Origin of the sequence: Bdellovibrio sp., assembly GCF_036384735.1 — a bacterium.
GTDB lineage: Bacteria > Bdellovibrionota > Bdellovibrionia > Bdellovibrionales > Bdellovibrionaceae > Bdellovibrio.
On sequence record NZ_DASVLT010000048.1, the window covers coordinates 160499 to 175742 of the forward strand.

The 15244-nt window shown below is 44.9% G+C and carries 13 protein-coding genes; 5 read left to right on the forward strand and 8 right to left on the reverse strand.

Translation table 11 applies throughout. The features are described 5' to 3' along the window. Positions 1-151: 151 nt before the first annotated feature. On the forward strand, positions 152-790 hold the full coding sequence (locus VF412_RS14660) for a transposase (RefSeq protein WP_331340002.1): 639 nt from the start codon (positions 152-154) through the stop codon (positions 788-790). A 255-nt stretch (positions 791-1045) separates the two neighbouring features. Here the strand turns inward: VF412_RS14660 and VF412_RS14665 are convergent, their stop codons facing one another. Together VF412_RS14665 and VF412_RS14670 are read right to left on the reverse strand one after the other, a co-directional pair. Further along, on the reverse strand, positions 1046-1873 hold the full coding sequence (locus VF412_RS14665) for a flagellin (protein WP_331340003.1): 828 nt from the start codon (positions 1871-1873) through the stop codon (positions 1046-1048). Between the two features lie 524 nt (positions 1874-2397). After that, positions 2398-3126, reverse strand: coding sequence for a 3D domain-containing protein (locus tag VF412_RS14670; protein ID WP_331340004.1), 729 nt, complete (start codon positions 3124-3126; stop codon positions 2398-2400). Between the two features lie 350 nt (positions 3127-3476). On the opposite strand from VF412_RS14670, the gene VF412_RS14675 reads away from it, so the two are divergent. Further along, positions 3477-6188 (forward strand): ATP-binding protein, encoded by a 2712-nt coding sequence (locus tag VF412_RS14675; protein WP_331340005.1) that lies wholly within the window; start codon positions 3477-3479, stop codon positions 6186-6188. A gap of 63 nt (positions 6189-6251) precedes the next feature. Next, positions 6252-8246 carry a response regulator gene (locus VF412_RS14680; RefSeq protein WP_331340006.1) on the forward strand — a complete coding sequence of 665 codons (1995 nt, stop codon included), beginning with the start codon at positions 6252-6254 and terminating at the stop codon, positions 8244-8246. Here VF412_RS14680 and VF412_RS14685 read toward each other — a convergent pair. The 6 genes from VF412_RS14685 to VF412_RS14710 all read right to left on the reverse strand — a co-directional run bounded on the left by VF412_RS14685 (position 8243) and on the right by VF412_RS14710 (position 12935). Next, positions 8243-8893: an ATP-binding cassette domain-containing protein gene (locus VF412_RS14685; RefSeq protein WP_331340007.1), complete on the reverse strand. Its 651-nt coding sequence runs from the start codon at positions 8891-8893 to the stop codon at positions 8243-8245. The two genes, VF412_RS14680 and VF412_RS14685, sit on opposite strands and share 4 nt — an antisense overlap. Continuing rightward, positions 8865-10157: an ABC transporter permease subunit gene (locus VF412_RS14690; protein WP_331340008.1), complete on the reverse strand. Its 1293-nt coding sequence runs from the start codon at positions 10155-10157 to the stop codon at positions 8865-8867. The genes VF412_RS14685 and VF412_RS14690 overlap by 29 nt, the downstream gene beginning before the upstream one ends. A 167-nt stretch (positions 10158-10324) precedes the next feature. Next, on the reverse strand, positions 10325-11365 hold the full coding sequence (locus VF412_RS14695) for a thiamine ABC transporter substrate-binding protein (protein WP_331340009.1): 1041 nt from the start codon (positions 11363-11365) through the stop codon (positions 10325-10327). A 6-nt stretch (positions 11366-11371) separates the two neighbouring features. Continuing rightward, a complete protein-coding gene (locus VF412_RS14700) occupies positions 11372-11854 on the reverse strand; it encodes a DoxX family membrane protein (RefSeq protein ID WP_331340010.1) in 483 nt (160 codons plus the stop codon). A 14-nt stretch (positions 11855-11868) separates the two neighbouring features. Continuing rightward, positions 11869-12606 carry an endonuclease III gene (gene nth, locus VF412_RS14705; protein ID WP_331340011.1) on the reverse strand — a complete coding sequence of 246 codons (738 nt, stop codon included), beginning with the start codon at positions 12604-12606 and terminating at the stop codon, positions 11869-11871. A 92-nt stretch (positions 12607-12698) separates the two neighbouring features. Further along, a complete protein-coding gene (locus tag VF412_RS14710; RefSeq protein ID WP_331340012.1) occupies positions 12699-12935 on the reverse strand; it encodes a ferredoxin in 237 nt (78 codons plus the stop codon). Positions 12936-13090: 155 nt separating this feature from the next. On the opposite strand from VF412_RS14710, the gene VF412_RS14715 reads away from it, so the two are divergent. Then, on the forward strand, positions 13091-14182 hold the full coding sequence (locus VF412_RS14715) for a GNAT family N-acetyltransferase (RefSeq protein WP_331340013.1): 1092 nt from the start codon (positions 13091-13093) through the stop codon (positions 14180-14182). Then, positions 14179-15129 (forward strand): hypothetical protein, encoded by a 951-nt coding sequence (locus tag VF412_RS14720; RefSeq protein ID WP_331340014.1) that lies wholly within the window; start codon positions 14179-14181, stop codon positions 15127-15129. Before VF412_RS14715 ends, VF412_RS14720 begins: the two co-directional genes overlap by 4 nt. Positions 15130-15244: the final 115 nt, after the last annotated feature.

Here is a 15244-nt window from a genome sequence, read left to right on the forward strand (position 1 = left end):
AAGCCCAGCCCCGACCAACGCCTCCCCCGCCAAAAGGGTGCCTGCCGTTTTTTCGGGTCTACAGCGCGTTACTGATTTCCGGATTTAAATTCAGACCAGCTTTTATTGCCGTCATTTACAGAGGAGAATGCCGTTTGCTTCACAAAGATGAATGGGAAGAAAAACATTTATCAATCAAGGCGAATTTCCTTATCACATCACCGCAAGATGCATTAACAAAGAATGGTTCGGCCATGAACCAGAAGTTATTTGGGAGGTCATGACTCGCAATCTTTTTTTCATCAATCATGCATTCAACTTGCGAGTGCACGCCTTTGTTTTAATGAACAATCACTTTCACATGCTTGTTCGCGCTCCAGACACGAATCTGAGTGAAGCGATGACTTTCTTTATGACCTCGACAAGTAAAGAGATTTCAAAACTAAGCAAAAGAATTAATCACTGCTACGGAAGTCGCTATCATCGATCACTCATCTCATCACCGCTTTATTACCTGCATGCCTATAAATATGTTTATCGAAATCCTGTCATGGCAGAATTAGTAGAAAGAGTTGAGGACTATAAATTCAGCTCACTGCAAGGGCTATTGGGAAATACTTGGTTGGATGTGCCGGTTCAAGAGGATGAAAATTGGGGACTATTAGAAACTAGAGATGCGACATTAGAATGGCTAAATGCAGCTCCAACAGGTGAGAATTGGGATTTGGTACGAAAGGCTCTTAAAAGGCCCGAGTTCACACTTAGCAAAATCAACAAGCGTTCCTCGATATTAGAGACTGACGCACTGTAGACCCAAAAAAACGGCAGGCACCCTAAAAATCCCCAGAAGGCTGGGGCCTTCTGGGGCTGGGCTTAACATGAGCAGTTTTTGTGGGCGACTACTCATTGAGAGGGCTCTATCCCAAGAACACCCTCTCGAATTGCTAAAGTGGTTTAGTTTTTTTCGTTAAGCGTTCCCACCACAGATCGATCCTGTGAGGATCAATCTGAGCGTGGGAACTTAGTTTGGATACGGGGACCCTGTAAAGTTAGTTCGTATTAATAACTAACCAACAAGTTTCATTGCTACGTTCGGCATCTGGTTGGCCTGAGCCAAAACAGACACTGCCGTATTTTGAAGAATATTAGCAGAGGCCATGTCTGAAGTTTCTTTTGCGATATCAGTATCACGGATACGTGAGTTCGCAGCAGATAAGTTTTCGTAAGATACATCTAAGTTACTGACCGTCGATTCCAAGCGCGACTGAGTCGCACCAAAACCCGCACGCATTTCACTAACTTTCACCAAAGCCTTATCGATTTTATCTAGAGAGTCTCGCGCATCACCCTTGTCGGCCATCGCGATTCCATCGATACCCAAGTTGCTTGCCGAGGCATCGGCATCAAAAGTCACACTGATCATATTGTCCTTGCCGGCATTTGGTCCCACCTGGAACTGCAACTCGCCGCCAGAACCATCAAGAAGTTTTCTATTACCAAAAGTCGTCGTCTTAGCGATACGATCCGCCTCTTGAAGAAGTTGTTGTGTCTCTTTATTCAGGAAGCCACGCTCTTTTTCACCAATAGTGTCAGATGAGGCTTGAACACCGAGCTCACGAAGACGAATCAAGATATTTGAGATTTCAGAGAGACCACCCTCACCCACCTGCGCAAATGAAATCGCATTGTTGGCGTTGTTACGGGCAGAAGAGATACCTCTTAACTGTCCTCTGAAGTTTTCCGAGATTGCCAAGCCGGCAGCGTCGTCGGCGGCATGAACGATACGGCTACCAGAAGCTAAAGCCTGTGCCGAGTGTTCTGAACGTTTCTGCTGAGTACCCAACACACGCTGTGCTGCGATCGAAGCAGTATTAGTCGCGATTCTTAAGCCCATAGTAATCCTCCTTGGGATTTTTGAGACCTAGTTCGCTGTTTTTCGAGGGAATCGGAATGGATCTGTGGTCGCACCACTTACCTTCAGAAAACTCCGGTATCCAACAACGTCCTATGATCTGCGTTTGTTTTTTCTTTTCCTAAAACCAAAACTAAATTTTTAAATTTAAATAAAAGGTTGGAGCAGGTTCCTCGAAGACAACGGTGACTGACGTCATCGTCGAGGAACTTGTCCGAGGAGGATTCTCGTTTTACAGAGAAGGGAGTCTCATTCGGATGCTGCCAACGTGTACGAGGTTACTTATCGACGAAGGTCCAGAAAACTTTAGCCCAAGGTCTAGGTTTTTTTGGAAGTTTGTGCTTAATCCGCGAATTCATTGAAATTTTAATTTTAAAAAAGTTAAGACAAAGGTCCAGGAAGACCTCGACCAAGGCACTGAATGCGAATTTTTATGAAGGATTTATGTTACAGAGGTACGAATGACGATGACTAAAACTTCATCGTTTTTTAAAACTTTCGAAGCACTAAGAAGGGCCTCCGCCGGGCTTTACAACGACTTCCTGCTTAAGGCCCGGGTAACCACGCTTCTCGCGCACTTGCCGAGCTTCTTCTTCCGTAGCAAGACGAAATTCAAAAGCATTAGATTTATCTCCAAAACCTAGGCGTGCCATCGTGTTAACGGACGATAAATGATTGTAGAAACCCGTAAAAAAGTCGAAGCGATTCGACCCGTTAATTCCACCACCCGCATCGCGAATGATCAGGTAACCATCATGAGTTTCCCCATCAGGCATTACAGCTCCGACCAAGCGAGGTACGAAGATAACTTGCCCCACCTTGTAGATCTTTAAGTCGGCAGCCACTGTGAAGTAAGGATCAAGGCAAGTATTGCGCACGCCGAATCCGTAAGGACATTTGCGCAAATCCACTTCCATAAAACGAGGAATCGTATCTGTTCCGCGTGCATAATAATTGAACGACCGCATACGATTGTCTTCAGTCACAACAAAGCATGATCCCTGCATCACGCAGTTATTGAAATCCTTGGTACACATCGTAGCTAAAATTTTGTCATGAGGATCTTTCATGTCGATCAAATCATTGGAGTCGCACTTTGTACGATCGATATGAATTGTAGGCTTGTAGTAAATCGTCGGACTTAAAACTCCGCTGTCGGAAGCTTTCGAAGCGGCACAAGACACTAACAACAAAGCGAATGCGATGAGCATTAAGCCAGACTTCATTGCGGTCATGATTCCTCCTTCGTTAACCACATAGATAACAAAACTGTGGGATTATTTCAGGAGCTTCGTGAAAAACACAAAGGGCTTTTGCCAACCTTGCAAGATTGTCAAGAAAGGTGCCCCTAATTGGCAGAGCTTTAGGAAACCAGCTCTAGGAGACTATCAGTAACCGGCGTTTAAAATTGACAGGCTTCAGAGCAGTCTTTACTTTTCCACCCTACTCGCATTCTTGAGAGCCTATTTCATTACATTCATTTAACGCCAAAAAATAACGACCTGTTTTCGCCTACTTTTGCAAGTACTCGTTGCAAGTGAGCATGCCTGTAAGTTATCAATGTTTTTGCGGGGCAACTTTAAGCATGACTTTACGACTAAGAATTTTCTTATTCAACTTGATCTCGGTCTTTCTTGCGACCTTTGTTGTTGCCATCATTGGACTCAAGATCGTAGAGTCCACTGTCGTAGATAGTACCTACGAACGCCTCACGCAAATTCGCATCGCCAAAACAACTGCCATCGAAAACTATTTTCGTGATTTGCAGATGGCCATCAATCTGATCTCAAGTCATGAATTAACAGATGACTTGTTGGCAAGCGAAGCTCCTGACGCTCAACCTGAATTCCGTCGTCTTCTGGATAACTATGTCTTGGATTTCAATATCTACGATATGGCTTTGATCAATCCTAAAGGAAAGATCATTTACACCACCCGCAAGGACATCGAAGATGGCACCTCCGTTTATAAAGGGATTCCCAACGGCAGCAAATTGAAAGATCTTTTCACTTGGGCCCTTAAGGCTCAAGATGGTTCAACGCTTTTCCTAGATTTCGACAAAGACTCAGTGAATCCAAAAATTACAACGGGCTTTGTGGCATCCCCTATCTACCGTCGTGGTAAATTTCTCGGCGCAGTGATTTTAAAAATTTCCATTTCTGAAATCGATCGCATCACCAGCGATAACTTTGCTTGGGCGACGCACGGGATGGGTCAAACCGGCGAAACTTTGATTTACGGAGAAGATTGGTCTCTGCGCAATACCGGCCGCTTCCGTGTCGAAAACGGAGCAAGCAACAACGGCAACGAAGCGGAAATCTTAACTAGCAATCGCGGCGACGAGGACATTAAGAAAATCGAAAATCTTAGTGAGGTTCGCGAACTGGGTATCGATTACCGCAATCAAAAAGTCATTCGCTCCATCGGTAAGATCTATCTTCCCAACGGAGAACTTTGGTACATCCAAACGAAGATCGATGAAAGTGAAGCCTTTGCTGTCTTAGATCGCATCGCCATTGCATCCAGCGCAGCTGCCGTATTGATCTTTATCTTGTTCTTCTTTGCTACCTTCGCGGCAACAGGAAAAGTCGTCGAGCCGATTCAACTTTTGACGGATCGCTTGGAAAAACTAGGTACAAGCAATCTAACACAAAAAATTAATTATCATTCGAAGGACGAAATTGGTTTGCTGGTGGCAAAATACAACCAGCTGGCAGACCGCTTGGAAACCACAACGGTTTCCAAAGAGTTCCTTGACAGCGTTATTCAGTCCATCAAAGCTTTTCTTTTCATCGTGCGCGTATCGCATCACGATGATTGGCGCCAGTGTTCATACATGATTTCCACGGCGAACGAAGCCGCCTTGAAACTGTTAGGGCTTTCTTCGCAACAAGTTTCTCGAACTGACTTGAAAACTTTGATCCATGCCCAAGACGAATTCAAAAATTACACATGGCTTTTGCAAACTCGCCACAGTATCGAAGCTGAGATCATCAATCACGAAGGACGTCGCATTCCCATCTTGATGAATTGGGCCGCTCTTCCAAGTCATACAAGTAAAGATCTGACATTCGTGTTTGTGTGCACAGACATCACGGATCGCATCCAAGCAGAAAATGCCTTGATCGAAGCTCGCGAGCAAGCTGTGAAGGCCTCTCAGGCAAAATCAGAATTCTTGGCTCGCATGAGTCACGAAATCAGAACTCCACTCAATGCGATCATCGGTATCACAGATATCTTGGCTGAATCGGATCTAAAGCCCGATCAAGCACAACTGGTAAAAGTTTGCGCGAATGCGGGTGAAAATCTTTTGGCTTTGATCAATGACATCCTGGATATTTCGAAAATCGAAGCTCGTGAAGTGCGTTTAGAAAAAATTGCCTTCGACTTAGAAGCAACAACGAAAAATATCTGCGACATCTTGAAGCAAAAAGCCAACGAGAAAAATCTGCACTTCAACCTGAAGGTCAGTCTGGGTGAGGGCGAGTCCCACATGGTTGTGGGCGATCCAACTCGCCTGCGTCAGATTCTTTTCAATTTGATCGGCAATGCTATCAAGTTTACACAGACTGGTGAAATCACCGTATCTGTGGATTTCGAAAATCGTGATGGTCGGTTTGTTCGTTTCGCCATTCGCGATACAGGAACTGGCATACCGAAAGACAAACAGCATCTGCTTTTCCAAAACTTCGTACAAGCCGACAGTTCTATCACGCGTAAGTTTGGTGGTAGCGGCCTCGGTTTAACTATCTCTAAGAACCTCGTCGAGTTGATGGGTGGACGTATCTGGTTCACCAGCGAAGAAAGCAAGGGAAGTACTTTCTATTTCACAATTCCTTACGTTCAAGCAGAAGCGAACTTTGAAATATCACGAGTCTATGAAGAGCCCGCTCCTGCAGCCGTGACGGAAAAAGACGTTACGCGTAACGCCCGCATTTTGGTTGTAGACGACACCGAGGACAATCGCTTCTTGCTTTTGACCTATCTAAAAAAATATCCGTTCGACGTCGTTCAAGCTGAAAATGGTAAAGAAGCTGTTGATAAAGCTACCAAAGAAAGCTTCGATTTGATCCTTATGGACATCCAAATGCCAGTCATGGATGGCTATGTTGCCACTCAAAAGATTCGGGAGTGGGAAAAGGTTCATCAAAAGAAGCCGATTCCTATTATTGCCGTCAGTGCCAATGCGATGGCCGAAGATGTCCAAAAATCTTTGGACGCAGGTTGCACGGAACATCTCACAAAACCGGTTAAGAAAACTGCACTTCTTGAAATGGTGCAAAGATACACCATCTAGGAAAATGTTCAGATAAATCGGAAGTTATTGATACTCTCTGATTGTCCATTAATATAGCCCTAGATGTTTAGATTTTGGCGAGACCTTTCAGTCGTAAAGAAGCTTTATGTTGTCGTAGGTGTCATGGCCTTCCTTGTGGCTATGGAACTTCTGACGCTGCTCTTCGCGATGAATACACTGTCCACTTTGCGTGCCTTTGTCGGTGGAGAAAGCTCTTGGTCAAAAGCACAAAAAAATGCCATTCATGATCTTTACCTTTACATGTACACGAAAGATGAAAGCTTCTACGACGGTTTTAATAAAAATCTTTCTGTAAACATGAGTCTTCGCCAAGCGCGCCTTGAATTGCAAAAGCCGAACTTTGATGAAAAATTGGTCACTGACTATTTCGTAAAGGGAACGATTGCAGAAAGTGATGTGCCCGGAGTTGTGAATATGCTTCGTCGATTTCACAGTGCTCCTTACATCGGTCACGCATTGCAAGTGTGGGCTCAAGCCGACGCCCTTCTTGATGACTTGATTGATAATGCTCGCACACTTCATGAATTGATTAAAGCCGGTCAGTTTGACTCGCCTGAAACAAAATCTGTTGTGGCGCGCACTCACGAATTAAATATTCAGCTTTCCATTTTGGAAGACGATTTCTCCGCGACCTTAGGAAGCGGGTCACGCTGGCTTGAGCACATCCTGATGGTGATTTTGATCATCGCAGTGATGACTGTAGAGGGAACCGGCATCCTTCTTACTATTTCTTTCAATAGAAATCTAAGTCGTAGTCTGACTGAAATCAGTCAAGCGGCAAAAGATCTCGGCGAGGGCAATCTATCACAATCAGTTCCCGTTCGCTCAAACGACGAGCTAGGACAACTTGCACAGACCCTGAACAAAATGACACAGGATTTGGACAAAAGTATCGTACAGCGAGTACGTGCCGAAAATGCCAGCCAAATTAAAACCCTTTTCCTTGCGAACATGAGTCATGAGATTCGCACTCCATTGGGTGTGATCATCGGCTTAACTGAGATCATTAAAGATCCAGATTTAAATTCAGACGAGCGTCTTAAATATATTCAGATTATCGAAAATACAGGCCGCAATCTTACTCGCATCATCAACGATATCCTAGATATCACGAAGGTGGAATCCGGCCATCTGCAAATTCAACGAAGCGAAGTTAATGTGCCAGAAGTTTTGAAAGAGATCTCTTCGATGATGTCAATCAAAGCGAAAGAGCATGACAACACCTTCGAGGTTGTTGAAGAAACAGCAGTACCAAATTTCATTCAAACCGATCGCAGCCGACTGAATCAGATTCTTTTGAATCTTGTAAACAATGCCATCAAGTTCACACAAGATGGACTGATTCAAATTCGTTACGGCATGAATGGAGATTTGGTTTACTTCGATGTCTTCGACACAGGCATTGGCATTCCAGAGGAATCTAAGAAAGATCTCTTCAAAACTTTTTCACAAATTGATTCTTCAAGCACACGTCGCTATGAAGGGACAGGTTTGGGACTGGTTCTTTCTAAAAGGATTGCGCAATCACTTGGTGGCGACGTTGTTCTTCTGCGAAGCGAATTAGGCCGTGGGTCGACATTTAGAATTACGATTTCCAAAGACAGCCAGGCAGAACCGGCACCGAAGATGGAACCCATCCAACCGGTGCCGAGCGCAGTCACTCATGCTGACCATTTGATTGGTAAGAAAGTTCTGATCGTCGACGATTCGAATGACAACCAACTTTTAATACAGCTTTATTTGAAAAAGCGTGGCATTCATTCCGAGTTCGCCGATAACGGAGCGGCCGCTGTCCACAAGGCACTTACCAATAACTATGACTTAGTTTTGATGGACATGCAGATGCCAATCATGGACGGTTATACCGCGACTCAAACTTTGCGCGAAAAAGGCTTCAAAAAGCCCATCATCGCACTGACGGCGCATGCCATGATGGAAGATAGAAATCGCTGCTTGGCTGCGGGCTGCAACGATTATCTAACGAAACCAATCGATTCGAATATTCTATTTAAAACAGTTCTGACTTATGTGACTTAGTTCACACGAGATTCTTCGACAATTCTTCCGTTGCGAATCGTGCTAACTTTATTTGCCAAAATCTCGACATCCCGCTGATCGTGAGTTACTAGCAGCGTCGGAATTTTTTCTACTTCAATCACATGTTTTACAAGACGACGACTTTCCTCTCGCAACTCTTGATCAAGGGCCGAGAATGGCTCGTCTAACAGTAACAAGCGCGGCTCTCCCATAATGGCCCGAGCAATAGCCACCCGTTGTCTTTCACCGCCGGATAAAACGGCGGCAGGACGCTCTAAGAAAGATTCCATTTTTAAAACTGTCGCAAGCTCTTTCAAACGATTGCGAGCTTTTTCATCGCTGACATCGCGTGCTCTTGCCGCAAATAGAATATTTTCCTTCGCAGTCATATGCGGAAATAGATCTAGCGTTTGAAAAACAACGCCCAGTTTTTTCTGTGGAGTTTTTAGTTTCGCTAGATCCACTCCATTAAAAGTCCATTTCATGCCAGGACATGATTCAAGTCCTAAAAGAACTCTGAAAACAGAGGTTTTGCCAGAGCCTGACGGACCCCAAAGAACAGTGACTCCCTCATCCAGGATTTCCCACTGTGGAATCTCAATTTTAAAGTCACCATAATCACGACGTAAATTTTCGACGAAGGACACGACTCCCCCCTACACAGGCTGCGAAACAAATAAGACCGGCAATAACAATCAAAAGACTCAACACAGTGGCTTGATTGAGTCGATAACTTGACATCAATGTTTCAGTCATCATCGCCACGCTGATGTCCTGATGGGCCAAAATTCTAGAAACCGCGAAATCCCCGCAAGCCCAAATCGAAGCGATCCCAGCTAGAATCCCCGCCCGAGAAGAAATTTGCGGAAAAAGAATTTCTTTGAAAATCTGCTTTGGAGAAGCGCCCATCGCATAGGCTACCGTCATTTGCGAATGAAGTGATTGAAGCTCACCGTCCCATCCCATGCGGAAGAGACTGTTTAGGCTCAATAACGTCAAAGCCAATGGAATTTTGATAAAAGGCCAAACGCCTTCATTGGAACCAAGTAGTAATAAAGAAAAGCAGGCCAGCGATGTCGATGGGGCCACATAACCATTTAAGAATTTTTCAAACCAACGCTTGGGCCAACAAAAAGCAATGGCCATGAGCCCTAGATAACAAAGAATTCCTACAGACAAGCCCACAGAAAGACTTCCCAGGAAGTTCCAAAGGATGGCTGACTGCACATCGTAGAAAGTCGAAATCATTCCAATGCCCGCAACAAATCCCTGTGCATACCCCGCTAAATACAAAAGCGAGATCCCTATGACAACAAAGATTCCAGTCGGCATGCGGATCAGATTCAAATTCGCCAATCGAGTGCGGTGAGTTCCTTTGCCGCGACTTGCGATCAAAGAAAGACTGAAAATAAATACCGATTGCAAGAAGGCTAACAAAACGGCATTGCTCCAATCACTTGAAAGGCGGATCTTTTCATAAATCAAGACTTCAACAGTTGTTCCTTTTCCTCCACCGACGACCAAAGGAACTGCGAAACTTCCAAAGCAGACAACAAAAATAAATAAAGCGATGAGCCAAAGATCCTTCTTAATCATAGGCACAAGGCCCTTACCTAAGAAGGCAAAGCGCGAGGCCCCTTCAACGTAAGCCAGCTCGATGACACCGCCCACTTTGGTTTCGATGATTCCTGCCAAAAGAACCGCCACCAAACCGAAATTCATCAAGGTATGAATGAATACAATGCCGATCACTCCCATGGGAAATGGGTCTACGATGTTTAAAGTCGCTAATAGAATAAATATTGGCGGCAAGAAGTTAGGAAGCAGACACAGGATTTCTAAAATAAAGCGCCAGTGCTTGCGATTATTGTTTGAAAAACTCAAAATACCCAAAGCAGCCCAGAACCCCAAAAGCAACGATATCAGGGATGAAAAGAAGGCTTGAAGAAAGCTGTTTTTAAATGCCCAGACAAGCTCTCCCCAATTGATGTTTCCATGAAAACGAAATTGCGTGATCAGAAACAAAAATGGAAAAAGCAAAAAGAGAACTAAGCTAGTTCGCAGGATCTCGCGCAGTTTCAATTGAGCTCGCCTCGACGTATATCAGTCCAACGCTTCAACAAACGATCCACTTCAGCGGTCGGAAGGATTTCAAACTTATCCATGGTTTTCACTACTGGAATTGTTGCAAACGGAGTGTTATCACGAACGCCCTTCATCACCGGAAGCATATAGTTTTTTTCCATGATGATCTTCTGCCCTTCGTTTGAAAGCATCAAATTCACGAATTGTTCTGCCAACTCACAGTGACGACAGAAATCAGGAATGCCCACAAATTCGAATTGAACCGGAAGTGGCTCTGTAAACGGAATGGCAATAAAGTCTTTTCTTTTTTCTTCAATCTCGTGATACAGAGGTGACGTCACGTAAGAGTACGCCATTTTAGCCTGACGATTTGTGAAAAGACCATAGGCCGTTGACCAAGTCGGTGAAAAGCTATGGGCCTGATTCATCATCTTACCAATGAATTTAAACCCTTCCTCTTCCCCTTTAGAACGAATCACCCAGTACAAAAACTGCATGCCTGGGGAACTTGTGCGCGGATCCTCTAAAGCAATTTTTTTCGCAAGCTCCGGCGCTAATAGATCATCCATCGTGGATGGCATTTGGTTTAGCTCTCCTTTGTGAGTCACGAAGGTCAAAGCACCCCAATCATAAGGCACGAAATAACTATTCGACAAAGCAGGTTTCACAGTGTCATAGACATCAAGTTTGCCGACGCTCAGGCTTCGCCACTTCTGTTCGTCCATCGCCTTTGATAAATCGAATTGATCCAGGCCCACAACAAGATCGGCCCCTAGGCTTTCACCTTCAATGCGCAAACGTTGCAAAAGAATTCCTGAATCACTGCCCTCGATGAATTCCACTTTGCATTTACAGTTCTTCTCGAAAGCCTCTTTAAGAAGCGGCCCCGGTCCCCAGCGACCCGTGAATGAAGAATAGCCAAACACGCGCAATGTTGGCACCCCACCACTGATGCTTGTCTGATCAGTGCGATTTAAAACTGCAAGGAAAAGCCCTAAGAAGATAACCGCGATGAATAAAATAAAATGTCTCATAGAAGCTTACCACCAGATGCCGCGGCGACGTTTGAAGAAATAGTAATCAAGTCCCAAGCAACGACCTGCGCCTACCCAAGCTAGGATCAAATGAATGGCCAAGAATGTTTTATAAAGATCTTCATGGCCGGGGCCCGCGATAAACAACATCGTCACACACAAAAGCACACCTAACAAAGCCACGGGCCGAACCACATAACCGATGATATAGGAAATGGCGATGGCGAACTCAACGCCTAAGATGATGAAAGCAACTGTCTGCCAATTCGGAATCATTTGTGAGCTTGCAAAAACTTTGAACCAATTCGGAGCATGACTTGCCGGAAGCCATTCCGCTATTTGATCAGCGATACGCGGACGAGTTAAAAAATCACCGCGGAATTTCTGAAGAGCTTGTTCAAGATAGTAATAACCCAGAAAAATTCTTAAGAAAGAAATCGGAAGAAGATGACCTACGTATTTAACGCTCTCAAAGAATGAAATAAACATGAGGTCATTGTGAACTAGACGCCCCTCTTCGGGCAAGTCTCCTCTAAGAAGCAATGACTGCAATCAGGTTTTCTCGCCTTACAGATAGCTCGACCATGAGAGATCAGCCAATGCGATAGCATAATCCAATCTTCCTGAGGAACTTCTTCGATTAATTCCTTCTCGATGAGGACCGCATTTTCTGTATCAACCCACCCCAAACGATTCGACAAGCGAGTCACATGAGTATCCACGACGATTCCACTTGGAATGCCAAACGCGTTGCCAAGAACCACGTTCGCCGTTTTACGACCGACACCACCTAACTCGACCAAAGCCTCGAGATTTTGAGGCACCTCCCCTTTGTATTTTTCAACAAGGGTCGCCGCACAAGATTTCAAGTTTTTAGCTTTGTTTTTATAGAAGCCGCAGGAACGGATCATCTCTTCGATGTCCCTGATCGGTGTTTTCACCATGGCTTGCGGGGTCGGACATCTTTTAAAAAGAGCTGGCGTCGTCAAATTCACGCGTTCGTCTGTGCATTGAGCAGACAAGGCTGTAGCTACCAAAAGCTCCCACGGATTTGAAAAATTCAAAGCACAATGAGCATCGGGATAATAACGTTTTAAAAGTGCGATTGTCGGAAGAATTGGTGCCGCAGCCTTATAAGGCGGCTTCTTCAGTGCTTTTTTTACAGAAGTTTTTGCAGACTTAACCACCTTCGCAGCCGTCTTCTTCTTTGGAGCTTTCTTTTTACTCGTCTTAGAAATCATTTGCTGGCACCAGATACGAGAAGCGAGAACAAGGGCGTACTGTCATTAGCAGGTCGACGAACAACGAAGCCAGATGGATCAGAAAATGAATTCTAAGAGTCGCCATCGTTGCCGATTGCTTCTACTGGACAACCTTCCATCGCTTCTTTGCAAAGAGCTTCTTCTTCTGGAGTCGAAGGCTGTTTCGATACGTAAGCGTGACCATCTTCTTCATGCATAGAGAAATTCTTAGGAGCCGTCAGAACGCACGCATCACATGCAATGCAAGATTGATCTACGAACATTTTGCCGGCTTGATTTTCTTTCCAGCTCTGACTTTTCTCGGCCATGAAGGTCTCCTAAATATGCGCCCAATATAGTCTTTTTGGCCCCGAAGTCAAATCCCAGTCCCGACCTGGGTCGCAATTTTCACGGGTCCTTTTGTTGTTTGCTGGGGGTCTGGGTTTTTTCCAGCTAGACTTAAAAGGATATGTAAGGAGGGTTCATGGAAGGACCTCGTTCGCCGCGGGAAGCTGAGCTTCCCCAAGTACTCGATTTTCTCAATAAAAAATTGCGCTCGGAAGCCAATTGGTCGATTGCAGCTGAATATCCAACAGCTCTGACTCCTAACAACTTGCATAATATGCGTATCATTGCGGATGACGATAAGGTTTTATCCCATGCGGTGATGAAACCTCTGATCATTAAATCCCCTCACGTTATCTATAAAGTGGGAGCCATCGGTTCGGTCGTCACCGACGATCAGCATCGTGGTCAGGGTTTAAGCACTCAGGTCATTCAGGATTGCTTGAAATCTGCCTCGGAACAATCTTGTGACATCGCGATTCTTTGGACGGATCTTTTCGATTTCTATCGCCGCTTAGGCTTCGAATTAGCTGGCAGCGAAATCAGCTTCATCATTGAAGAGAATTTCGAAGTTCCGGCTCATACTCTGCGCTTCTCGACAGATTCCAAGGTGTCTCCGGATGCGATCTACCGTTTGTATTCACAACATTCCGTGAATTCGGTTCGTACGATTGAAGAAACTCGCAAGTTTCTTTCTATCCCTGAAACAAAAGTTTATACAGCCTGGGAGCCAAACGGACAACTAGCTGCCTATGCCATCGAAGGCAAAGGCATTGACCTGGGGGGGTATATTCATGAATGGGGCGGCTCAGTCTCAAAGTTGATGGCTCTTTTCAGTTTCATCCGTGCGCAGAAAAATCAACCGTTCACGGTGATCTGTCCTCGTCATGCGATGAACTTGATAGAAAACTTAAAAACAAAGCATGTGACGATGAACCAAGGTTTCCTTGGCATGATCAAGCTCGTGAACTTTGAACAACTCGCGGGCAAAATCAAACGCGCCTTCCGTGCCGAGGGTGTTGCTGACATCGTTCTTGAAAAACATCAAAACCATTTTGTTTTCGGTATCGGTCAAGACCTTTACACGATCAATAATGAAACAGACATGGTTCGTCTTCTTTTCGGTCCGATCGACTATCGCGCGATTGGTATCTTTAAAGAGGAAACAATTCAGAAGTTCGAAAAAATCTTCCCTCTTGCGTTGTGGATTTGGGGATGGGATTCAATATGAGTTCCTGGAACCACCGCCTTCTGATCGTTGCTCTTGCGATGGGTACACTGTCGTGCATGAAAACTCCGGATTTGAATGAAAAGACAACTCCGGCGTCTTTGGCAGAAGTTCAAAATGCCATGGTGCAAAGCTGGGGAACATCCGACCCTCTGACCATGACGCCAAATGATTTCTTGTATCAAGAAACAGAGCAGACCGTTGAAGAACAAGACCCTCGATTGGTTTTGCAAGAAGGCATTACGATTTCTAAAAAAGAGGAAGCCGCGAAGGAATTTAATTATACATTCCTCTATCAGACCAATGTTGTGAACGGAAATCAGAATCAACAATCCACTCGTGAAGATCATCGCTGTGTGGCTAAGACTTCTGATGGCTGTGAAACAACTACGTCTTCGACAACAACGACAATGTCCTTGCCTTCCGGGGATGCGACCGCTTCCAGTGGAAACTTTGCGATAAAAAATTTAGTGCGCATGCAACAGGCCACTATAAAACCTTATTCTGAAGATTTGCAGTTAACTTTGGGTTTCGAGCGTTTCATGGGGCTTGCCTATGCCTGTCAGAAATCAAGCGGCCTAGATACCTACTGCAAAGAGCAACTGGGCGTAGATAGCTGCGACATTCAATGTTCAAATTTGGTAACGAAAGATGAACTTGTCGATGCGCCTGCTTTGATAAAAGCGCAGACAAATTGCGGTGGCTTCAAAGATTGCAAGATTAACTTAAAGCGAGTCTCATTTGACTGGTCATTTATCTCTAAAACGGGTTCAGTCACTCACACACAGAAGATCAATTACACTATCGCCGTCAGTCCCGACATGCCGTTCCTATCAAAGGTGATGGAATATTGTTCCCGAGGTCTGGTTGAAGTCCCTTCCTCTGGCAACAAAGTCCTCGTTGGTGTCTGCAACAGAGTGAAAAACTATAAACCTGCATCAGCGAACTGAAGCGACGAGCGACGCCGTCAGCCGACCTTTTCAAGTAGATTCTAAAGCGCGTTGCCAGAGCCTTTTTGCTCCTGTAGAGTGAATTCATCTTCAGGAGTTTTCCATGAAAAAAATT